General features: G+C 69.4%; 15 protein-coding genes. 8 read left to right on the forward strand and 7 right to left on the reverse strand.

Going from position 1 to position 19,802, the window contains the following annotated elements; all coding sequences use genetic code 11:
- The first annotated feature begins 58 nt into the window (after positions 1–58).
- Positions 59–2,104 (forward strand): NAD-dependent DNA ligase LigA, encoded by a 2,046-nt coding sequence (gene ligA, locus ACPCUW_RS11720; protein WP_423424810.1) that lies wholly within the window; start codon positions 59–61, stop codon positions 2,102–2,104.
- A gap of 2 nt (positions 2,105–2,106) precedes the next feature.
- The gene (locus ACPCUW_RS11725) at positions 2,107–2,622 is read left to right on the forward strand and encodes a GNAT family N-acetyltransferase (protein ID WP_063018713.1); all 516 of its coding nucleotides are present in this window, start codon (positions 2,107–2,109) and stop codon (positions 2,620–2,622) included.
- An 87-nt stretch (positions 2,623–2,709) separates the two neighbouring features.
- On the opposite strand, the gene ACPCUW_RS11730 is transcribed toward ACPCUW_RS11725, so the two are convergent.
- Complete coding sequence (locus tag ACPCUW_RS11730; RefSeq protein WP_423424739.1) at positions 2,710–3,363, reverse strand: amino acid-binding protein; 654 nt, start codon at positions 3,361–3,363, stop codon at positions 2,710–2,712.
- Between the two features lie 396 nt (positions 3,364–3,759).
- On the opposite strand from ACPCUW_RS11730, the gene gatC reads away from it, so the two are divergent.
- Positions 3,760–4,056 (forward strand): Asp-tRNA(Asn)/Glu-tRNA(Gln) amidotransferase subunit GatC, encoded by a 297-nt coding sequence (gene gatC / locus ACPCUW_RS11735; RefSeq protein ID WP_036503944.1) that lies wholly within the window; start codon positions 3,760–3,762, stop codon positions 4,054–4,056.
- Complete coding sequence (gatA, locus tag ACPCUW_RS11740) at positions 4,056–5,528, forward strand: Asp-tRNA(Asn)/Glu-tRNA(Gln) amidotransferase subunit GatA (RefSeq protein WP_030512930.1); 1,473 nt, start codon at positions 4,056–4,058, stop codon at positions 5,526–5,528. The genes gatC and gatA overlap by 1 nt, the downstream gene beginning before the upstream one ends.
- Before the next feature lie 112 nt (positions 5,529–5,640).
- Here the strand turns inward: gatA and ACPCUW_RS11745 are convergent, their stop codons facing one another.
- Positions 5,641–6,090, reverse strand: a complete 450-nt coding sequence (locus ACPCUW_RS11745; protein WP_036503940.1) for a MarR family winged helix-turn-helix transcriptional regulator — start codon at positions 6,088–6,090, stop codon at positions 5,641–5,643.
- Positions 6,091–6,219: 129 nt separating this feature from the next.
- Complete coding sequence (locus ACPCUW_RS11750) at positions 6,220–8,913, reverse strand: alpha/beta-hydrolase family protein (RefSeq protein ID WP_423424741.1); 2,694 nt, start codon at positions 8,911–8,913, stop codon at positions 6,220–6,222.
- Between the two features lie 347 nt (positions 8,914–9,260).
- Between ACPCUW_RS11750 and ACPCUW_RS11755 the strand changes: the two genes are divergently transcribed.
- The 4 genes from ACPCUW_RS11755 to ACPCUW_RS11770 are packed head-to-tail and all read left to right on the forward strand — an operon-like array spanning position 9,261 to position 14,029.
- Positions 9,261–10,508 carry a sensor histidine kinase gene (locus ACPCUW_RS11755; RefSeq protein ID WP_423424743.1) on the forward strand — a complete coding sequence of 416 codons (1,248 nt, stop codon included), beginning with the start codon at positions 9,261–9,263 and terminating at the stop codon, positions 10,506–10,508.
- A gap of 28 nt (positions 10,509–10,536) precedes the next feature.
- On the forward strand, positions 10,537–11,487 hold the full coding sequence (locus ACPCUW_RS11760) for an undecaprenyl-diphosphate phosphatase (RefSeq protein WP_030512934.1): 951 nt from the start codon (positions 10,537–10,539) through the stop codon (positions 11,485–11,487).
- Between the two features lie 7 nt (positions 11,488–11,494).
- Positions 11,495–12,154 (forward strand): response regulator, encoded by a 660-nt coding sequence (locus ACPCUW_RS11765; RefSeq protein WP_036503935.1) that lies wholly within the window; start codon positions 11,495–11,497, stop codon positions 12,152–12,154.
- 51 nt (positions 12,155–12,205) lie between these two features.
- The gene (locus ACPCUW_RS11770) at positions 12,206–14,029 is read left to right on the forward strand and encodes a protein kinase domain-containing protein (protein WP_423424744.1); all 1,824 of its coding nucleotides are present in this window, start codon (positions 12,206–12,208) and stop codon (positions 14,027–14,029) included.
- Positions 14,030–14,054: 25 nt separating this feature from the next.
- Here ACPCUW_RS11770 and ACPCUW_RS11775 read toward each other — a convergent pair whose 3' ends face one another.
- From ACPCUW_RS11775 to ACPCUW_RS11790, 4 genes are all read right to left on the reverse strand, one after another.
- Positions 14,055–15,086: an ATP-dependent 6-phosphofructokinase gene (locus tag ACPCUW_RS11775; RefSeq protein ID WP_030512937.1), complete on the reverse strand. Its 1,032-nt coding sequence runs from the start codon at positions 15,084–15,086 to the stop codon at positions 14,055–14,057.
- A gap of 156 nt (positions 15,087–15,242) precedes the next feature.
- Positions 15,243–16,118 carry a hypothetical protein gene (locus ACPCUW_RS11780; RefSeq protein ID WP_063018705.1) on the reverse strand — a complete coding sequence of 292 codons (876 nt, stop codon included), beginning with the start codon at positions 16,116–16,118 and terminating at the stop codon, positions 15,243–15,245.
- A 163-nt stretch (positions 16,119–16,281) separates the two neighbouring features.
- Positions 16,282–17,202 carry a hypothetical protein gene (locus tag ACPCUW_RS11785; protein WP_051755103.1) on the reverse strand — a complete coding sequence of 307 codons (921 nt, stop codon included), beginning with the start codon at positions 17,200–17,202 and terminating at the stop codon, positions 16,282–16,284.
- Positions 17,192–19,786 carry a protein kinase domain-containing protein gene (locus ACPCUW_RS11790; protein ID WP_423424747.1) on the reverse strand — a complete coding sequence of 865 codons (2,595 nt, stop codon included), beginning with the start codon at positions 19,784–19,786 and terminating at the stop codon, positions 17,192–17,194. The genes ACPCUW_RS11785 and ACPCUW_RS11790 overlap by 11 nt, the downstream gene beginning before the upstream one ends.
- Positions 19,787–19,802 lie beyond the last annotated feature (16 nt).

The following is a 19,802-nucleotide window of genomic DNA, read 5'->3' on the forward strand; positions in this document are numbered from 1 at the left end:
GGAGGCGGCCGACACCGCCGAGGCGGCGACGGGCGACGAGCGCACCGAATGGCAGCAGCTGGCCGAGGAGGTCCGCGAGCACCAGTTCCGGTACTACGTGCGCGATGCGCCGATCATCTCCGACGGTGAGTTCGACAAGCTGTTCCAGCGCCTGCTGGCGCTGGAGGAGGCGCATCCGGACCTGCGCACACCGGATTCGCCGACGCAGCTGGTCGGCGGCGGCTTCGCCACCGATTTCACCGCGGTCGACCATCTCGAGCGCATGCTCTCGCTGGACAACGTGTTCGACGAGGACGAGATGCGCACGTGGATCAGCCGGGTGGTCGCCGAAACCGGGGCCGATACGCACTTCGTCTGCGAGGTGAAGATCGACGGCGTGGCGTTGAACGTGGTCTACGAGAACGGCCGGCTGGTGCGCGGTGCCACCCGTGGCGACGGCCGCACCGGCGAGGATGTCACCCTCAACGCGCGCACGATCGAGGACATCCCCGAACAGCTCACGCCCACAAGCGAATTCCCGATTCCGGAGCTGCTCGAGGTGCGCGGTGAGGTGTATTTCCGGCTCGAGGACTTCGAGAATCTGAACGCCGCGATCGTCGCCGAGGGCAAACCGCCCTATGCGAATCCGCGCAATACCGCCGCCGGATCGCTGCGGCAGAAGGATCCGGCGGTCACCTCCCGGCGCCGGCTGCGCATGATCTGCCACGGCTTCGGCCGGATGGTCGGATTCAGCCCGTCCTCGCAGTTCGAGGCCTATCAGGCGCTGGCGGCCTGGGGCCTGCCCGTCTCGGCGCACACCGTGCGCGTGCAGGGCGCCGACGCGGTGGTCGAACGTATTCGGTACTGGGGTGAGCACCGCCACGACATCGAGCACGAAATCGACGGCCAGGTGATCAAGGTCGACGAGTTCACCCTGCAACGCCGCCTCGGCAGCACCTCGCGCGCCCCACGCTGGGCCATCGCCTACAAGTACCCGCCGGAGGAGGCCACGACCCGCCTGCTCGACATCCAGGTCAACGTCGGCCGCACCGGCCGGGTGACGCCGTTCGCGGTGATGGAACCGGTCACCGTCGCCGGCTCCACGGTCGCGATGGCCACGCTGCACAACGCCTCGGAGGTCGAGCGCAAGGGCGTGCTGATCGGCGATACCGTCACCATCCGCAAGGCCGGCGATGTCATTCCCGAAGTCCTCGGCCCGGTGGTCGACGTGCGTGACGGCAGCGAACGGCGCTTCGTCATGCCCACCCACTGCCCGGAATGCGGCACCGAGCTCGCTCCCGAGAAGGAGGGCGATGCCGATATCCGCTGCCCGAACCAGCGGCACTGCCCCGCGCAGCTGCGGGAGCGGGTCTTCCACATGGCCGGGCGCGGCGCGTTCGACATCGAGGCGCTGGGCTACGAGGCCGCGATCGACCTGCTGAAGTCGGGCGCGATCGCGGACGAGGGCGATCTGTTCGACCTCACCGAGGAGAAACTGCTCGGCACAACGCTTTTCGTCAACAAGAGCGGCACCCTCTCGGCCAACGGCAAACGCCTGCTGCAGAATCTCGACAGCGCGAAGGACCGTCCGCTGTGGCGGGTGCTGGTGGCACTGTCCATCCGCCACGTCGGGCCGACCGCGGCGCGCGCCCTGGCCGCCGAACTGGGAAGTATGGCGGCGATCGAGGAGGCGTCGGCCGAGGCGCTGGCGGCCGTCGACGGCGTCGGCCCGACCATCGCGGCCGCGGTGAAGGAATGGTTCACCGTCGACTGGCACCGCACCATCGTCGGCAAGTGGCGTGCGGCCGGGGTGCGGATGGAGGACGAGCGCGACGAATCCATCGAACGCAACCTGGAAGGGCTGTCGATCGTGGTCACCGGCTCCCTGCAGGGATTTTCCCGCGACGAGGCCAAGGAAGCGATCCTGGTGCGCGGCGGCAAGGCGGCCGGATCCGTGTCGAAGAAGACGGCCTTCGTGGTGATCGGTGATTCCCCCGGGTCCAAGGCGGCCAAGGCCGAGGAACTCGGTGTGCCCATTCTAGACGAGGACGGGTTCCGCACGCTGCTGGCGGAGGGGCCCGATGCGGTGCGGCCGGAGTCGGATACCGAGGACGAATCGGACTGAGGATGGATCAGCTGGATACGGGGGTGCGGATTCGTCCCGCCGGCCCGGACGATTTCGCGGCGATCGCACTGCTCACGGTCGACACCTACGTCGGCGAGGGGCATGTGCATTCCGAAAGTCCCTATGTGGCAGAACTTTCCGATACCGAGACCAGAGCGCGCGAAGCCGAGGTCCTCGTCGCGGAGCGCGACGGAGACCTGCTCGGTTCGCTGACCATCGCGCGGCCCGGCACCCCGTACGCCGATATCGCGGGGTCGGGCGAACTGGAGTTCCGCATGCTCGCGGTCGCCAAGCGTGCCCGTGGCGCCGGTGTCGGCACCGCTTTGGTCCGGACCGTCGTCGAGACGGCCCGGGCGGAGAGTTTCGCCGCCGTGGTGCTGACCACGATGCCCGGGATGGCCGACGCACGCCGCATCTACGAGCGGCTGGGATTCGTCCATGTGCCGGAACGGGATTGGCACACCGACGCCGGGCTGCCGCTCACCGTGATGCGGCTGGAGCTCACGCGAGGCGCTTAGGCGCATCCGGCGCGAGGCGGGCAGGGGCGGGTACCGCGCAGGTGCCCACCGCTGCTCGTCGCCGAAATGTGCTGCGCCGCAAGCGGTTCAGCTCAGCACGGTGGCGATGATGCCCGCCAGATAGCCCAGCCGCGCGATCTCGGACGGACGGAAATCCGGCCCGCCGGGGCGGCCCAGCAGCAGCGCCTTGCCGGTGTTGCCGAGCGGGGCGGCCGCCAGTTTGGTGTCCATGTCCCGCCAGATCTGCGGGACCCAGTCGGCCTCGGGATCGAGGGCCGTCGGCTTCTCGAGCGGCATCCACGGCACACTGCCGGCCTGCGTCTCGGGTGCGCTGGCACTGCCGACCAGACGCCGGCCGCCACCGTGCGGCCCCGGATCCATCACGGTGCTCCATCCGACCTGCAGGACGCGCGGGACGCCGTCGACCAGCACCTGCAGCCGGTCGTCGCGCGCGGTGGCGACCTGGTCGATCAGCTCCAGTTCGCGATGGGTGTCGAGAATGCCGGAATAGGGACGCAGCGAATCGACCCGCACATCGGCGAGCGATTCGGCCGCGGTGATCAACGTGTCGGGTAGTGCACCCGACGGAACTTCCACCACCAGATCGTCGATCGCATATCCTGCGCCGCGTTCGACGACATCCAGCGAGAGGATGTCGGCGCCGACGGAGCCCAGCGCTACTGCGAGTGAACCGAGACTTCCTGGGCGATCCGGAAGCTGCACGCGAAGCAGATATGACACGTGCTTGCCTTCCTTTCCTGTGCGACCGAGACTTTCGGACGTATACCCGAGTCTCGCAATACTTACACCCACTGCTTCCAGCAAACGATTCGACGCCGTGGCAGTGAGGTACGCCACATTCATTGTCGGCCGAACCCCGGGTGCCGTGCCAGTGCCGTTCCGATGACGTTGTGATGTCAACCTTGTTTCCGGCGAGCACCGGAACGAACGGCGCAGCCCGACCGTGACCGGATGGCTACAACACGCACCCATTAGGCTGTGTTGTCCGAGCCTAATGGGGAGGCCCTGCGTGGTTACGCATCCGCTGCCGCCTCCGGGCCTCGACCCCATTAGGCTGTCCCATGCGCAGCACCCTGCGCCATCGACACGCACCAACCTGCCGAAAGGGGATTCGCGGTGTCCGCCATCTCCCGCGACGAGGTCGCACACCTCGCCCGGTTGTCCCGGCTCGCCCTCACCGACGAAGAGCTCGATCTGTATGCCGGTCAGCTGGATTCGATCCTGAGTCACGTGCAGGTCATCACCGAGGTCGCCGCCGACGTACCGGCCACCGCGTCGCCGAACCCGACCGCCAACGTCACCCGCCCGGATGTGGTCGTTCCCGGGCTCAGCCCGGACGAGGCCCTGTCCGGCGCGCCCGCGGTCGACGAGCAGCGGTTCATGGTTCCGCAGATCCTGGGAGAAGGCGAGTAATGAGCGGCGATCTGACGAAACTGTCCGCGGCCGAGCTGGCGGAGAAGATCCACGGCCGCGAGGTGTCCTCGGTGCAGGTCACCGAGGCGCATCTGCAGCGCATCGCCGAGGTCGACGGTGAGCTCAACGCCTTCCTACACGTCGCCGGCGAGCAGGCGCTGGTGACCGCCGCCGAGGTCGACGCCGCGATCGCCGCGGGCACCGTGGCCTCGCCGCTGGCGGGAGTTCCGTTGGCGCTCAAGGACGTTTTCACCACTACGGATATGCCGACCACCTGCGCGTCGAAGATTCTCGAGGGCTGGGTGTCGCCCTACGACGCGACCGTGACGGCCAAACTGCGCGCCGCAGGCATCCCGATCCTGGGCAAGACGAACATGGACGAGTTCGCGATGGGTTCGTCCACCGAGAACTCGGCGTACGGCCCGACCCGCAACCCGTGGGACACCAGCCGCATCCCCGGCGGGTCCGGCGGCGGTTCGGCGGCGGCCCTGGCCTCCTATCAGGCGCCGCTGGCGATCGGCACCGATACCGGTGGTTCCATCCGTCAGCCCGCCGCGGTCACCGCGACCGTCGGTACCAAGCCGACCTACGGCACCGTGTCCCGCTACGGCCTGGTCGCTTGCGCGTCGTCGCTGGACCAGGGCGGCCCGTGTGGTCGCACCGTGCTCGATACCGCCTTGCTGCACGAGGTGATCGCCGGTTACGACCCGAAGGATTCGACCTCGCGCGATGTGCCGGTGCCGGCGCTCGTGGAGGCCGCTCGCGCGGGTGCGCGCGGCGATCTGACCGGCGTGAAGGTCGGCGTGGTGAAGGAGTTGCATTCCGACAGCTATCAGCCGGGTGTGCTCGCCTCCTTCGACGCCGCGGTGGCGCAACTGAAGGATCTGGGCGCCGAGGTGGTCGAGGTGTCGTGCCCGCACTTCGAATACGCGCTGGCGTCCTACTACCTGATCCTGCCGAGTGAGGTCTCGTCCAACCTGGCTCGCTTCGATGCCATGCGGTACGGCCTGCGCGTCGGCGACGACGGCACCCACTCCGCGGAGCAGGTCATGTCGCTCACCCGTGAGGCGGGGTTCGGCCCGGAAGTCAAGCGCCGCATCATGATCGGCACCTACGCGCTCTCGGCCGGATACTACGACGCCTACTACGGTCAGGCACTGAAGGTGCGCACCCTGATCGCGCAGGACTTCGACAAGGCCTACGAGACCGTCGATGTACTGGTCTCGCCGACCAGCCCGTTCACGCCGTGGAAGCTGGGGGAGAAGGTGAACGATCCGCTGGCGATGTACCTGTCGGACCTGTGCACCCTCCCGACCAACCTGGCCGGGCACTGCGCGATGTCGGTGCCGTCGGGGCTGTCCGCCGACGACGGCCTGCCGGTGGGCCTGCAGATCATGGCGCCGGCGCTGGCCGACGACCGGCTCTACCGCGTGGGCGCCGCCTACGAGGCCGCGCGCGGCCCGATCGCCTGAGCGCACGCGATCGGCGAGCTCGTTCCGGGCCCGGATGCGTGGCGGCGTACCTATCTGGCGACGCCGCCGCGCGGGCCGGACGCAGGCGCGGATCGGATCATCGATACGCCGATTACGGCCGCGGCCACGGGCGGCCGTCGAGCCGCTCGATATCGGTGTTGAAGCGCTGCAGATAGTCGGCGAAGCGCGCGACGTCGTCGGGAGACCAGCCCTCGAGCACGCGGCCCAGACCTTCGATATTGGCGTTGCGTTCGGCGTCGAGGTTCTCCTCGCCCGCCGGTGTGATGCGGAATTTGCGGGCCATTCCGCCCTCGGGATCGGGGATGCGCTCGACGTGTCCGGCGCGCAACAGCGCCGCGGTCTGCCGGTTGAGGGTGGAGGCGTCGAGACCGAACGCCTCGCTGAGCTGGCCGATCGACATCGGGCCCTCGATGGCGAGCCGGCTGAGCAGCAGGTAGGCGCTGCGATCGAGGCGGGTGCCGTCGCGGCGATAGCGCGGGTGAATGGTGTAGCGGCCGAGCAGCATGGTCTCGAATTCCACCAGATTCGTGGGCTTGTCCATGCCGTCCTTCCGCCGATTTACAGTTCTGACCTGCGAGAACCGGTATAGCACACGGCCGGGGCCGGGCGGGTACGGTGGTCGGCTGGGTGGGAGCCGGCGGCGCGGCCGCCGCGGCTGCCGCACTCGACGTCAGCAGCTCCCGAGGGCGGTGCCCTGGTCGGATCCGTAGCGGTGGCCGTGGCCGGGTCCCGGGGCGAGGGCGGAGAGCAGATCCGCGGTGGTCTGCACCCAGCTCAGTCCCGGCAGCCACATCGGATGGGGTGCGTCGTGGCGGGTTCCGGTGAGATCGGGTGCGCGCCAGAGCAATCGGGGCGACCACTGCACCACGGGATCGGAGGAGTTGGCGAGGACAGTGGCCCCGCCGCGGTGCACGGCCGATGCCGGTGGGCCCGCCCACAGCGCGGCGCAGACCCGCGCGCTTTCGTCCCGGTCGTCGGCGAAGATCGCGCTGCCCGCGGTCGCGCCCAGGCTCTGGCCGTAGACGTAGAGCTTCGGCGGATGGGCCAGGCCGGCCAGGCGTCGTTCGATGCCGGTGAACAGCGTCCGTGCCGAGCGTTCGGCGTCGGCCCGGGCGAACAGGAAGGTCGCCCAGCTGGGAGCCTGCGAATACTGCATGCCGACGAGCGTGGCATCGCCGTCGAACCGTTCGTCCAGGCCGCGGGCGGCGTTGGCGTCGAGCCAGCCCGATCCGGTCGGCACCATCATCACGAGGTGAGCGCGGTCGAATCCGCCGGATCGCTCGATCTCACGAATCGCCAGCGCGACACGGGAATCGAGATCGGGCGCCGAGTCCAGACCGATGTAGACGCGCACCGACCGGCCGCGTTCGGCGACGAATTTGCGCCCCTCCGCTCCGAGCGAGGCCCAGCTCACTTCCGAATCCGGGCTGCCCGAGCGGGTGTAGGAGACCGGCCGCACGACGCTGGGATCCATGGCGGCGTCGGCCGAGGCGAATGCCGACCGCTGCCAATTCACGGCTGCCGGAAGCAGGGCGAACTGGCAGGCCAGGACGGTGGCGGTGACCAGTGCCGTCGCCCGCAGTCGTCCCACATACCGTGCCGCCCAGCGCAATCCACGCCCGACGAGCACGATCGGAACGACCACCGCGACGACGCCGATCGCCCAATGCAGCCAGTGCCGCACACCGACCGGCGGAAAATCCATGGCCGCCCGAAGCCGGTTCTGCCAGTACCAGGCATGCATCAGCGCGGCACCGGCCACGGCGCACGATGCGATCAGGATCGCACTCCGGAACCGCCTCGTCCGCACCTGCATATCGAACGTCCAGTGCCCCAAGACCTTCCGGCCTAGTCCCGCGACACCCAGCGCGATGAGCACCAGCAGCGCGGTGAGCAACGCCTGCGCGATCGAGGTGCGCGGAAGTAGCCCCGGCGCCAGCGAGGCGGAAATCCCCGCCGCCGCAGCCACCAGTGTCCCGGTCCGAGGCGTGCCGATGGTGACGAGCCGCCGAATCGTCGCGCCGAGTGCGTGCCGCGCCCGCTCGGACGCACTGGGAGGCAGCGTCGTGGGAGTTGGTTCGCCGAGCGAGGGTGGTGCGAAGCATGTCCGTACGGTGGCATCGGAGTCGGCCGCCGACGAATTGCCCTGCGTGCCAGTTGAATCTGCAGGACGGTGCGAGTGCTTCGGCGTCGATCGGTGATTACCGTTCGTGCCGGTGCCGGTGCCGGTGCCGGTGCCGGTGCCAGTGCGAGAGTCAGAGTCAGAGCCAGAGCCAGAGCCCGTGCCCGGCGTCGCCGTCCTTCGTCGGTTGCTCGCCGGTTGGGTGCGCGAAACCTCTCGCCCCCCATCCGGCCGCTGGAATGGTGAAAGTTCCAGCGCCGTAACGGACACCCGCGCCCGATCCGGTACCCATCCGCCGGCGCCGCCTCCCGCCGCCGCTGTCACCGGAGTGCCGAGCCACAGGCCGATCCCGTCGACACCCCGCACCGTAACGCTGCGGAGCTGAATAGCCCTGCGCGACAGCCACTCGCGTGCTCCTCGTGCGGCCTGCGACGCCGCTGCACCGATGCGCGCGGCGGGGAGAACGCGCCGGTCACGATCGCCGGCACTCCCACCCCGGCGCCCGCTCCATCCGCGCCCGGCCGGTACACCGCGATTCGAATCCGACCACGGCGACCACCGATTCGCCGGTGCCGCTGTACGTTGCCCTCCTCGTCGCGGCCGGATGGTTCGGCGCACGATGGCGAACAACGCCGCCACCATCAGCAGCACCATGGCGAGCCGGGCGAGCACGTGGGCGATCTGCGGGCCGAGCTCCGTTCCGGACAGCTGCCGGCCGAACAGGTATTCGGGCATCGGCGCGGCGTAGTTCTGGCGGCGGGAGTTCAAATCCACCGCCGCGGTGGCGACGGATGCCATCGTGGTGCAGCGAGCGCGGGCGAGCAGATCGCCGCGCGTATCGCAGGCGGCGAACATCCGGGTTTCGAGGGCGTCGTCGACGGCTCGGCGTGCCCACGGGCCGAGGGGATGGCCGCGATCTGCGGCGTAACGCAGCAGGTCGTAGCCGAGGTCGTGGGCCTTGCAGGCGGTGTCGAATTCGGTGGGCAACGGAATCGGCGAGGAGCACTCACCGGACGGATCGACCGGCATACCTGCCAGCTGAACCGGCCGATACCCCTGTGTCGCAGCGAAATCGGCGGGCATCACCGCCATCTCCGGCCGGTCACCGGTCAGCGCCCGCACCGCATCGCGCGCGGCCGCATTCTCCGGCGCGGGTCCGACTTCGGCCGCCCCCGCCCCCGGCGATGACGACACCAGAATCGCGATCACCGCCGCGACGAGGGAGACGAATCCGGCGATCACGCGCAAAGGCCCACGCCGCCAACGCTTTACGCCGCACCTGCGCGCCCCGCCCCGACTTGGCATCGCGGCCGACAGCGTACCGTCGTGCCCGCGCCGCGCACGTCGGCCGTCGCGTCCCGGCCCGGCGTCGACCGTGGTCCCGCCGGCCCCGTGCCCCGGCCCATCCGCAATATCGCTCATGGCGGTCGAAGGTAGGAATCGGGAACCGGCGCGCACCTCACGCTGCGGATCGATTTCGGCACCGCTACCGGGGTGCGCGCGGCCGGCCGTCTCATACCCCGGTAGGGGGCGAGATGTCGATCCCGGGGGTGAGGACGGATCGCCGGGAAATTCCTAGGCTCGTCACCATGAGACGGGCGATACGAGTGGCGCGGCAGGCGCGGGCGGCGGCGCGAACTCCGGGCCGGGCGCGGCTGTGGTTCGACATGGCGACAGTGGTGGTCGTGGGAACGCTGTTCGCGGTCGGCTGGCCGACCCTGCACCTCACCCATCAGGTGCCGGCCGCCGCACAGCCGTTCATCGCCGCGCTGGCGGTCTTTCCGCTGGCGTTGATCCGCGTCAACCCGGCGCTGGGCTGGGCCATCTCGGCCGGTGCGGCATTGCTGATCGCGCTGGCCATCCAGCATCAGCCGGGCAACGATCTGCCGTACCAGGTCGTGCACATTCTGGTGTTGTTCGCGTTGCTGTTCGCTGTGGCGGTGCGGGCGCCCATGCAGATCGTGCTGATCGCGTGGATCGCCTCGTCACTGCTGTTCGCGACCACGATGGCGGGCACCAGCTCGTTCGCGGAGGCGGGTTTCGGCTGGCCGCTGGCGATGACCGGGCTGGTCGGATTCGGTCTGCTGGTGCGCTGGTTGGTGCTGTCGCGGCAGGCGCTGGTGCGGCAGGAGGAACAGAACGAACTGGAACGGGCTCGCCGCGCGATCCTCGAGGAGAAGGCTCGCATCGCGCGCGATCTGCACGACGTGGTCGCCCACCACATGTCGATGGTCGTGGTGCAGGCACAGACCGCGCCCTATCGGGTGCCGGACGTGTCGGAGGCGGCCCGTGCGGAGTTCGACTCCATCGGCGCTTCCGCCCGGGAGGCGCTCAACGAGATCCGCAGCATGCTCGGCGTCCTGCGCAGCGACGGTCAGCTGCCCGAACACGCGCCGCAACCGGTCGCCGCGGACGTGGTGTCGGTTCTGGACGGCGTGCGCCGGGCGGGTGTGCGCATCGACTGGACCATCGACGGTCCGCTCGCCGCGGTGCCCGATACCGTCGGCCTCGCGCTCTACCGGATCGTGCAGGAGTCGCTGTCGAACGTCTCGCGGCATGCGCCGGGCGCGGCGGTCACCGTGACGTTGACGGTGGCGGCGCAGGCGGTGGAGGTGCTGGTCGCCAACGATGCCGGGACGGGCGGGGCCCCGGTGGTGAGCTCGGACGGCAGCGGTATCTCCGGAATGCGGACCCGGGCGGAATCCATCGGCGGCATGCTGGCCGCCGGCCCGCGCTCCGAAGGTGGCTTCCAGGTGTACGCGCGGTTACCGCTCCTCGTCGCGGAAGGAACCGCCGAGGCACCCGCCGCGACTGCCCTGCCGGGCGCGCGGAACTGAGTGCGCGGTCGTGTAAGACTTAGCGGCGATGCTCACCTATTTCCAAGCCATCGTGATCGGCGCGCTGCAGGGCGTCACCGAATTGTTCCCCATCTCGAGCCTGGGCCATTCCGTGCTGGTGCCGGCTTGGCTGGGCGGCAGCTGGGAGAAGCTGGTCACCGAGGGCGACTCCGACAACGGCACCCCGTACCTGGCCTTCGTGGTCGCCTTGCACGTGGCGACCGCGCTCGCACTGCTGGGCTACTACTGGCGGGATTGGCGCGACATCATCATCGGCTTCGTGACCACGCTGCGCACCCGGCGCATCGAGACCTCGTCGCAGCGGCTGGCCTGGCTGATCGTGCTGGCGACCATTCCCGTGGGCGTGCTCGGCCTGCTGCTGGAACATCCGCTGCGCACGATGTTCGCGACGCCGATCTACGCGAGCATCTTCCTCACCCTCAACGGCGTGGTGCTGATCGTCGGCGAGGGCCTGCGCCGGCGCAACGCGCCGTCGCTGGCCGAATACGGTCGCCGCTTCGCCGCGGACGAGGCCCGCGCCGACGCGCAGGCGCGCGGTGTGGCGCTCCAGGAGGATCTCGAGGTCCCCTCCGACGAACGGCTGGCGGCGCTGTCGGTCAAGGACGCGCTCGGCATCGGCCTGGCCCAATCCGGTGCGCTGCTGGCCGGATTCAGCCGCTCCGGCCTCACGATGGTCGGCGGCCTGCTGCGCGGACTCGACCACGAGGACACCGCGAAATTCGCCTTCCTGCTCGCCACCCCGGTCATCCTGGCCGCGGGCGTGCTGAAGCTGCCGGAGCTGGCCGGTCCGCAGGCCGCCGGCATCCACGGACAGGCGCTGGTGGGGGCGATCGTCGCCGGCATCGCGGCGTGGCTCGCGGTGCGATTCCTGGAGCGGTTCTTCAAGTCCCGCACACTGCTGCCGTTCGCCGTCTACTGCTTGGTGGCGGGGCTGCTGTCGATCATCAGATTCATCTGAGGCGGGTATGCCCATCACCGTATTGATCGCCGACGATCAGGCGATGGTCCGGCAGGGGTTCGGCGCGCTGCTGGCCGCCCAGCCCGATATCAGCGTCATCGGCGATGCGGCCAACGGCGCGATCGCGGTGGCCGAGGCCAAACGGCTGCGACCCGATGTGGTGCTGATGGATGTGCGCATGCCGGAGATGAACGGGCTCGAGGCGGCGCGCGCCATTCTGGCCGCCGGATTCGATCCGCCGGTGCGCGTGCTGATGCTGACGACCTTCGATATCGACGACTACGTGTACGAAGCGTTGGGCCTGGGCGCCAGCGGATTCCTGCTCAAGGACGCGCCCGCCGACGAACTGGTCCGCGCGGTGCGGGTGGTCGCCGAGGGACAGGCGCTGCTGGCGCCGACGGTCACCCGCCGCCTGATCGCCGATGTCACCCGTCGCCGCGCGCGCCCGAAACCCGCTCCCGCCCTGAACGCGCTGACCCCGCGTGAACGCGAGGTCCTCGAGCTGATCGCCAAGGGCATGTCCAACACCGAGATCGCCGAAGCGCTCTTCGTCGCCGAGCAGACCGTGAAAACCCATGTCTCCAAGGTGTTTTCCAAACTCGATCTGCGTGACCGCGCGCAAGCGGTGGTGATCGCCTACGAATCCGGCCTGGTCACGCCGGGCTGAGCGATCCGGGTAGGATCCCCACCTGGTACGTCGCCGGAAGGGGGAACGTAGGTGTTGAACAACGGTGACGTGTTCGCCGGCTTCACCGTGGAGCGACTGCTCGGTCAGGGAGGGATGGGATCGGTCTATCTGGCGCGGCATCCGCGCCTGCCCCGGCTGACCGCGTTGAAACTGCTGAATCGTGAGCTGTACACCGATGCCGAGATTCGCGCCCGTTTCGAACGCGAGGCCGATCTGTGCGCACAACTCGATCATCCCGGCATCGTCGCCGTCTACGACCGCGGCGTCGAGGACGATCAGCTGTGGATCTGCATGCAGTATGTGGACGGCGTCGACGCCGCGACGGTGAATCCGCTGACGCTGCCGCCCGAGCGCGCGGTGCAGATCATCGAAGGTGTCGCCGACGCATTGGATTACGCACACGGCAACGGTGTGCTGCACCGAGATGTGAAGCCCGCCAACATCTTGCTGGCCCGGGCGGTGAGCGGCAAGGGCGAACGCGTTTTCCTCACCGACTTCGGAATCGCCCGCCTGCGTGAGGATTCCACGCACCTCACCCAGGCCGGCATGTTCACCGCCACCCTCGCCTACGCCTCGCCGGAACAGATGACCGGTGTCGAACTCGACCACCGCTCCGATCAGTATTCGCTGGCCTGTGCCCTGTACTGGCTGCTCACCGGAACCGGGCCGTTCGACTCCGAACATCCCACCGAGGTCATTCGCGGCCACCTGCAACTGCCGGTCCCGCCGGCCAGTGCGCGGCGCGCCGGACTGTCCCCGGCGATGGACGGGGTGATCGCCCGCGCCATGGCCAAGCGAGCCTCCGAAAGATTCGGCAGCTGTACGGAATTCGCGGCCGCGGCGCGAGCCGCGCTGACCGCGCCCGCGGGGGCGCCGACGGTGAGCGGTGCGGCTCCGACGCTGATCCGGCCCGGCGGTCCGGCCCCCGTCCCGCCGAACTCGGCGCGGGTTCCCGCCGGACCGATTCCCGGCACACCTACACAGGGCTACCCGCCGCCGAACGGCGCTCGCGTGCCGACCGTGGTTCCCGTTGGGGGACAGCACTATTCGACGATGACCGCTGGACCGTCGAATGCCCCGTCCGCCGCGCCCAGCCGGGTGCCCATGCCGGCCGCAACCCACTCTTCCGCAGGGCCGCCTCCTGGGGTGCCTTCGCCCGCAAGACCCTCTCCCGCAGGCTATTCCGCGCCGCCGGGCTACCCGCCGGCCCAGGGATATCGGCCGCAGCCGCCGAAGCGCTCGGGCGCGATGGTGGCCGCGATCATCGTCGCCGTGCTGGTGGTGGTGGCCGTCGTCGTCGCGATCGTGGTGGTGGTGCTGCAGAAGAAGGAGAGCAAGGGCGCCGAGGATTGGCTGCATGCTACCCAGGCCATGGACCAGCAGGCTGCCACCATCACCCAACTGTTTCCCGCACTCGCGGTCTCCGAGCGCGCATACGACGGTGCGTCCTGCGTCCGAAAGCCGAACGGTCAGAACCTGCTCGCTTTGACGGGAACCGATCTGAATCTGGGAAAGTGGACGATCGGCTGGGATTGCGTGAACACGAACTACACGCCGAGTTATGCCGTCCTCAAATACGCGTCGCCCGCCGATGCTCAGGCAATGGTCGCTCAGCTGACCGGTTCACCGCAGGGCAGCGGTAGAACCGGCACCGTCAGTTATACGAGTCACGTCAACCCGCCGAGTTCCGCATCGCTGTACTACCGGTGGGTCGTGCTGTCCTTCGGCCCGGATTCCGAGCGGGGCCGATGTCTCGTCATCGCGAGCAGCCGGTATTCCTCGTTCATGAATTCCGCGGACGGCCTTACCGAGTCCGAATTCGCCGCGTGGTGGCGGAAGATGCCGCTGGAATGAGAGGCTGGCGCGGCGCCGGCCGCCCTCACCCGAAGAACGCGGCGGCCTCCCCGTGCCGATCGGTCGGTACCAGCTTGAGCTGTTTGGTGGCCTCCGCCAGCGACACCAGGCCGATCTCGGTGCCGTGCAGCGCCACCATTTGACCGAACTGGCCGGCGTGGACCGCTTCGGCGGCGTGCAGGCCGAAGCGCGTCGCGAGCACCCGGTCGTAGGCGGTCGGCTTGCCGCCACGCTGGACGTGGCCCAGCACCGTGGTGCGGACCTCCTTGCCGATGCGGCGTTCGATCTCCACGCCCAACTGGTGGGCCACCCCGGTGAACCGCTCGTGGCCGTATTCGTCGACCCCGCCCTCGCGCAGGTGGAACGAGCCCTCGGCGGGTTTCGCGCCCTCGGCGACCACGCAGATGAAGTGTGAATCACCGCGCTGGAAGCGGCGTTTGATCATGGTGCACACCTCGTCGACGTCGAAGGGCACCTCGGGGACGAGGGTGAGGTGGGCGCCGGAGGCGATGCCGGAATTCATCGCGATCCAGCCGGCGTGGCGGCCCATCACCTCCACCAGCATGACGCGCTGATGCGATTCCGCGGTGGTGTGCAGCCGGTCGATGGCGTCGGTGGCGATGGTGACGGCGGTGTCGTGGCCGAAAGTGGTGTCGGTGCAATCGATGTCGTTGTCGATGGTCTTCGGTACGCCGACCACCGGCACGCCTTCGTCGGAGAGCCAGTGGGCGGCGGTGAGGGTGCCCTCCCCGCCGATCGGGATGAGGGCGTCGATGCCGTTGTCGTCGAGGGTGCGTTTGATTCGCCCCAGTCCCTCGAGCAGCACGTCGGGATTGGTGCGGGCGGTGCCGAGCATGGTGCCGCCCTTGGTCAGCAGTCGGTCGGTGCGGTCGTCGTTGTGGATGTGGATCTTGCGATCCTCCAGTAACCCGCGCCAACCGTCCTGGAAGCCGACGATCGCGTCACCGTAGCGGCCGTTCGCAGTGCGAACGACAGCTCGGATGACCGCGTTCAAGCCTGGGCAGTCCCCGCCTCCGGTCAAGACTCCGATGCGCATGCCGCTATCTTGCCGCGCCCGGCCGCGCGGCGCAGCCCCGCCCCCGTTAACCGGCGGTTACAGCAACCGGCTACCACAGACAGCGGACATTGCGGGCGCGCGGTGAGGTCGTCGCGCGGCCGCACGGTGGTGTGAATGCGCAGCCGCGCGGTGGCGTCACTGCGCGGGCGCGCAGTGACCGGCCGGAAGGTCGTCGAGATGTTTCGTAATCAGCCCCGCCATCTTGTTGAGAATCTGGGTGCCGTCGTCGAAGGTGCCCGATGTCGCCTGTGCGGCAAGGGAAATGGCGACATCGCCGTTGGGTGTGGTCAGCAGGCCGAATTGGCGGACCAGGTAGTTGCCGCTCGGATCGGGGCCCCAGCCGCCTTTGAAACGGGTGTTGTCCAAATGTCCGAGGCCCCACTGCTGGCCCCAGACCACCTTGCCCATCAGCGTGGTCACGGTGTCGGCGTCGGGCAGACAGGGCAGTCGCGATGCCCAGCGCACCTGGTCGGCCAGCGACCAGTCGGCCTGGCCGAACGCCGAGTACTCGGCGCGTGAGCGGGTCGCGGGGACGGTCGTGGTGGTGTCACCCCCTTCACGCAGCACCGCCTGCACCGCCTTGGCCGCCGCGTCGGGGGCGCCCAGCGCCTGCCACAGTCCGTCGGCGGCGGAGTTGTCGGACTCGGTGATGGCCGCCGACATCTGATAGGTGCTGGTGTTGCCGTTGGTGCGCAGAACGGCAAGTGTCAGTGGGACTTTCATGGTCGACCAGGAGGGTCCGGTGGTCCAATCGCCCATCTGCGCGGTGCGCTGGCCACCGACCGCCATGATCGCCATACCGGCGTGCCCGTCCAGACTCGGCCGCAGCGCGGTGAAATCGGCTGCCAGCGAACCCGGCAGCGCGAACATCGTGACGGGGGCGGACGAGGTGCTCGCCCGGGTCGTCGTGGTCGGCATGCTGGTTTCGGAGGCGTTCGAGCAGGCCACCGGGCTCAGTAACAGGCCCGCTCCGAGCAGTGCCGCCGCACAGCGAACAGCGCGAAAAGCCATGGCCCGCTTCGTGCTCGGCCGGAGTGGTGCGTGCACCTGTTCACCTCCACATCATGCGGATGGCCCCGCACGGCACCATCCGTCAGACGAGGAATTGTGTGCGGTCGCGGCCCGCCGGTCAAATGCGCCGACCGTCGACGGCGCATATGAGACGACTGCGCAATCACCGCTCGCATTCTCCGCCGTGCAGTTCGTGCACGTGTTCGGACAGCAGTGCCGACATCCGGTTCATCATTTCGACCGCGTCATCATAGGAGCCCGAATCCGGTTGCGCCGCAAGGGCTACCGCGAGCTGACCGGACCACGTCGGCACCAGTCCGAACTGGCGGACCAGATACGCTCCGGTGTCGTCGTCGGGTCCCCAGCCGCCCTTGTACTCGGCGCCGACGAACGAACCCAGGCCCCAGCTCTGGCTGTCGGTGATCTGCTGCATCAGATCCACCACCCGCGAAGCATTGTGCAGGCACGGCAGCCGGGCGGCGAAGCGCAGCTGATCGACCAGACTCCACTGGGTGGCGCCGAAGACCATGGGGTCGTCGATGGATTGGCGCGCATCCGGATTGTGCCGGTCGGCGACATCGGTGGTGGTGTCGCCGGCCTCGCGCAGCACCGCCTCGACCGCTTCGGCCGCGGGTTCACCGCCACCCAGCGCGATCCAGAGTGCTTGGGCCGCATCGTTGTCCGAGGCGGTGATGGCGGCCTGTGCGACATCGGCCAGCCCGACCGGGTCCCGGCGCAGCGCCGCGAGGGCGAGTGGCACCTTGATCGTCGACCAGGCGACTCCCGTGGTCCAGTCGCCGAGCGTGATCACGCGGTCGCCGCCCACGGCCATCACCGCCAAGCCCATCCGGCCGGGTAACTGCGCGCGCAGGTTGGCGAAGCCGGCCACCAGACCGCTGGGCAGGCTGGGCGTCGAGTCGGGAACGGGCGCCGGACGCACCATGTCGGCGGGTGGCCGGGACAGGCCCGGCTCGGTACTGACCGCGGCACCGTGCGCCGCGCACGCCGAAACGAGAAGTGGGACAACTGCCAAGAACAACCGCCGCCGACCCTGGCGCCCGGTGGGCGTCGGGTCAGTAGACATAGACCACCGCGTTGTCACCGCCCGTACAGGTGACGACCTTGCCCGAACTGGTGCAGGTCATCGGATAGGACCGGCCCGTCACCGGACTCACCGCGATGATCGAGGTGCTGGCCTCGGCGGTGGCCGCGCTGGTCGCGCCGTGGGATTCGGCCGCTTGCGCATACGCCTTGCGCACCGCTTCCGCGAAACCGCAGGAGGTCACCGAGGAACCGGTCGCGGTCTTGGCGAACGAACCCTGGGTTGTCGAGGTCTGCGAGCACGGGGTCGCGCCGACCGGAAGATTGGCCGGCGTGCCGGTCGTGGTCGGCGCCGCGGTCGTGGCCGGCGCGGAGCTGGTCGCCGGTTGCTGGGCGGTCACCGCCGGGGCGGCCGGGCCCGCCGCGGTGGCCGGGTGGTCGTTGTTCGACGACGAGCCGAAGACCTGCCAGCCGACCACGCCGATACCTGCCAGGACGGCCGCACCCAGCACACCGAGGACGACCGGAACCGCGACCGATCGCGAGCGCTTCGCGGGGCGCGAATCCTGCGAACCCGTTGCCGCCACGGCGTATTCGTCATCGAAGTACTCGTCGTCGGCATAGCCGTCGTCGTAGCCGTCGTCCTCGTACCGGACGTCCTCCTCGTAGCGAGGGTCATCGCGGTAGCGCAGCTCGTCGTCGTAGCGGGTGTCGTCGTAGCCCTCGTCTCCGGCGACGTCGAGGAACTCCGTATCGCCCGCTGCCTTCGCGGCGGTGCCGAACTGCGAGACATCGAGGAACCGGGTGTCCTCGTCGCGGGGCGTGCGATCGGTGCCGCCGGTGCGGAACTGCGAGATGTCGATCAGTTCGGTCTTCTCGCCGGGCTGCAGGTCGGCATCGGAGAGGGCGGCATCGGAGAGGGCGGCGCCGGATCGCGCGTCCGCCCCGGGACGGGTGCTGAACTGCGTCGGGTCGAGCAGTTGGGTGCGGTGTTCGGAACCCGGTGCCGAATCCTGCTCGGCGTCGGAATGTTCGGCGTCGGAGTGGTCGGCGCGGTCGCGAACCTCTTCGCTCCCGGGCACGCCGTACGCGCGGGTCGGTACGGCCGCGGACCGCCGGGCCGGCTCGGCCGCGCGCGGCACGACTGGTTCTGCGACCGGCCGTGCCGATCCTGCCGCGCCCGACGCGGGTGGCTTGCGCATCGGCAGGCTCGGCAAGGTCGTCGGTTTCGGCTCCGCCGCAGGGGTCTCGGCGGTCAGCGTGAAGTGGAACTCGCCCGGTTCGACCAGCGTCGGATCGGCGGGGCGGATGACCGGCAGATCGCCGGACGTATCGCGCTCGTCCTTGCTCGGCGGCGGGATGATGCGCAGCGTGCCCGTTGTCTCGTACGGGCGCGACGTGGCCGCGGGGGCGTCGGTGCCGGCGGCCCGGTCCGCACCGGCCGCGTCGTTCGGAGCCGGGGCGCCTGCCGATGCGGCTGCTGAAACAGGCTGCGCGGCACCGGCATCGGCCGTGTCAGCAGCTGCGCTCGAGGCGGTGTCACCGGCGACGGGGCCGCGTGGCTGGAAGTTTGCCGCAATCGTCGGTCCGTCCGGTCCGAACGGCTGGAACGTCGTCGGTTCCGGCGTGCGGCGGTAGTCGTTGTCCCGCGCCGCCGCCACGTCCACCGGGCTGGGGCCGGAGGGCGTGTCCCCGCCGCGCGGGGTGTTCGCGAGCAATTCCGCGCCGAAGACCTTCGGCGTCCCGGAATCGAACGGCGTCCCCGCGGTATTCGACTCGGCGGGCATCCGTCCGCCCAGTCCCAGCGCGGCGCGCGCGGCGGCCGCGAACTGTCCGGCGGTCTGATACCGGTCCGCCGGCGCCTTCGCCATCGCGCGCGCGATCACCCCGTCGATGGCCTCGGGCACGCCGGCCCGCGCGGCGCTGGCGCGCGGCGGTGGTTCCGACAGATGCGACCGGATCAGCACACTGACGCTCTCGGCCGGGAAGGGCGTCGCGCCGGTCAGGCATTCGTGCAGGACGCAGGCCAGCGAATAGATGTCAGCACGGGCGGTCACGGGCCCCGAGTCGAATCGCTCCGGCGCCATATAGGTGTAGGAACCGGCGGCGTGGCTGCCCGTGGTGTGCGGGTTGTCGCCCTCGTCGCGGGCGATGCCGAAATCGGTGAGATACGCGAAATCGGCCGGGGTGACGAGGATGTTGCCGGGCTTGACATCCCGATGGACCAGCCCCGCGGCGTGTGCCGCATCCAGCGCGGCGGCCACTTGCTCGACGATCGCCACCGCGCGGTCGGCATCGAGCTTTCCCTGCCGGCGCAGCAGCGTGCGCAGGTTCTCGCCGCGCACCAGGCGCATATCCAGGAACAGGGAGCCGCCGGTCTCACCCCAGTCGTGAATCGGGATGATGTGCGGTTCGGCCAGCCGGGCCGCCGCCTGCGATTCGCGGCGGAAGCGTTCCTGATACGTCGCGTCCTGCGCGAGCTGTTCGGGCAGGATCTTGAGCGCGACGACGCGATCCCTACCGGTATCGAACGCCTCGTACACCTCGCCCATACCACCGCGACCGAGCAGCGAGCGCACCTCGTACGGGCCGAATCTGGTGCCGACCCGTGACCTCGGCACTTCCACCGGTGAACCTCCAACT

Source organism: Nocardia sp. AB354, from assembly GCF_049538315.1.
Classification (GTDB): Bacteria; Actinomycetota; Actinomycetes; order Mycobacteriales; family Mycobacteriaceae; genus Nocardia; species Nocardia nova.

Excerpts from the sequence above, each read along its gene's own strand:
- ACPCUW_RS11725 (WP_063018713.1), top strand. The coding sequence starts at position 2,107 with ATGGATCAGCTGGATACGGGGGTGCGGATTCGTCCCGCCGGCCCGGAC.
- gatA (WP_030512930.1), top strand. The coding sequence starts at position 4,056 with ATGAGCGGCGATCTGACGAAACTGTCCGCGGCCGAGCTGGCGGAGAAG.
- ACPCUW_RS11745 (WP_036503940.1), bottom strand. The coding sequence starts at position 6,090 with ATGGACAAGCCCACGAATCTGGTGGAATTCGAGACCATGCTGCTCGGC.
- ACPCUW_RS11755 (WP_423424743.1), top strand. The coding sequence starts at position 9,261 with ATGAGACGGGCGATACGAGTGGCGCGGCAGGCGCGGGCGGCGGCGCGA.
- ACPCUW_RS11760 (WP_030512934.1), top strand. The coding sequence starts at position 10,537 with ATGCTCACCTATTTCCAAGCCATCGTGATCGGCGCGCTGCAGGGCGTC.
- ACPCUW_RS11765 (WP_036503935.1), top strand. The coding sequence starts at position 11,495 with ATGCCCATCACCGTATTGATCGCCGACGATCAGGCGATGGTCCGGCAG.
- ACPCUW_RS11775 (WP_030512937.1), bottom strand. The coding sequence starts at position 15,086 with ATGCGCATCGGAGTCTTGACCGGAGGCGGGGACTGCCCAGGCTTGAAC.
- ACPCUW_RS11780 (WP_063018705.1), bottom strand. The coding sequence starts at position 16,118 with ATGGCTTTTCGCGCTGTTCGCTGTGCGGCGGCACTGCTCGGAGCGGGC.
- ACPCUW_RS11785 (WP_051755103.1), bottom strand. The coding sequence starts at position 17,202 with ATGTCTACTGACCCGACGCCCACCGGGCGCCAGGGTCGGCGGCGGTTG.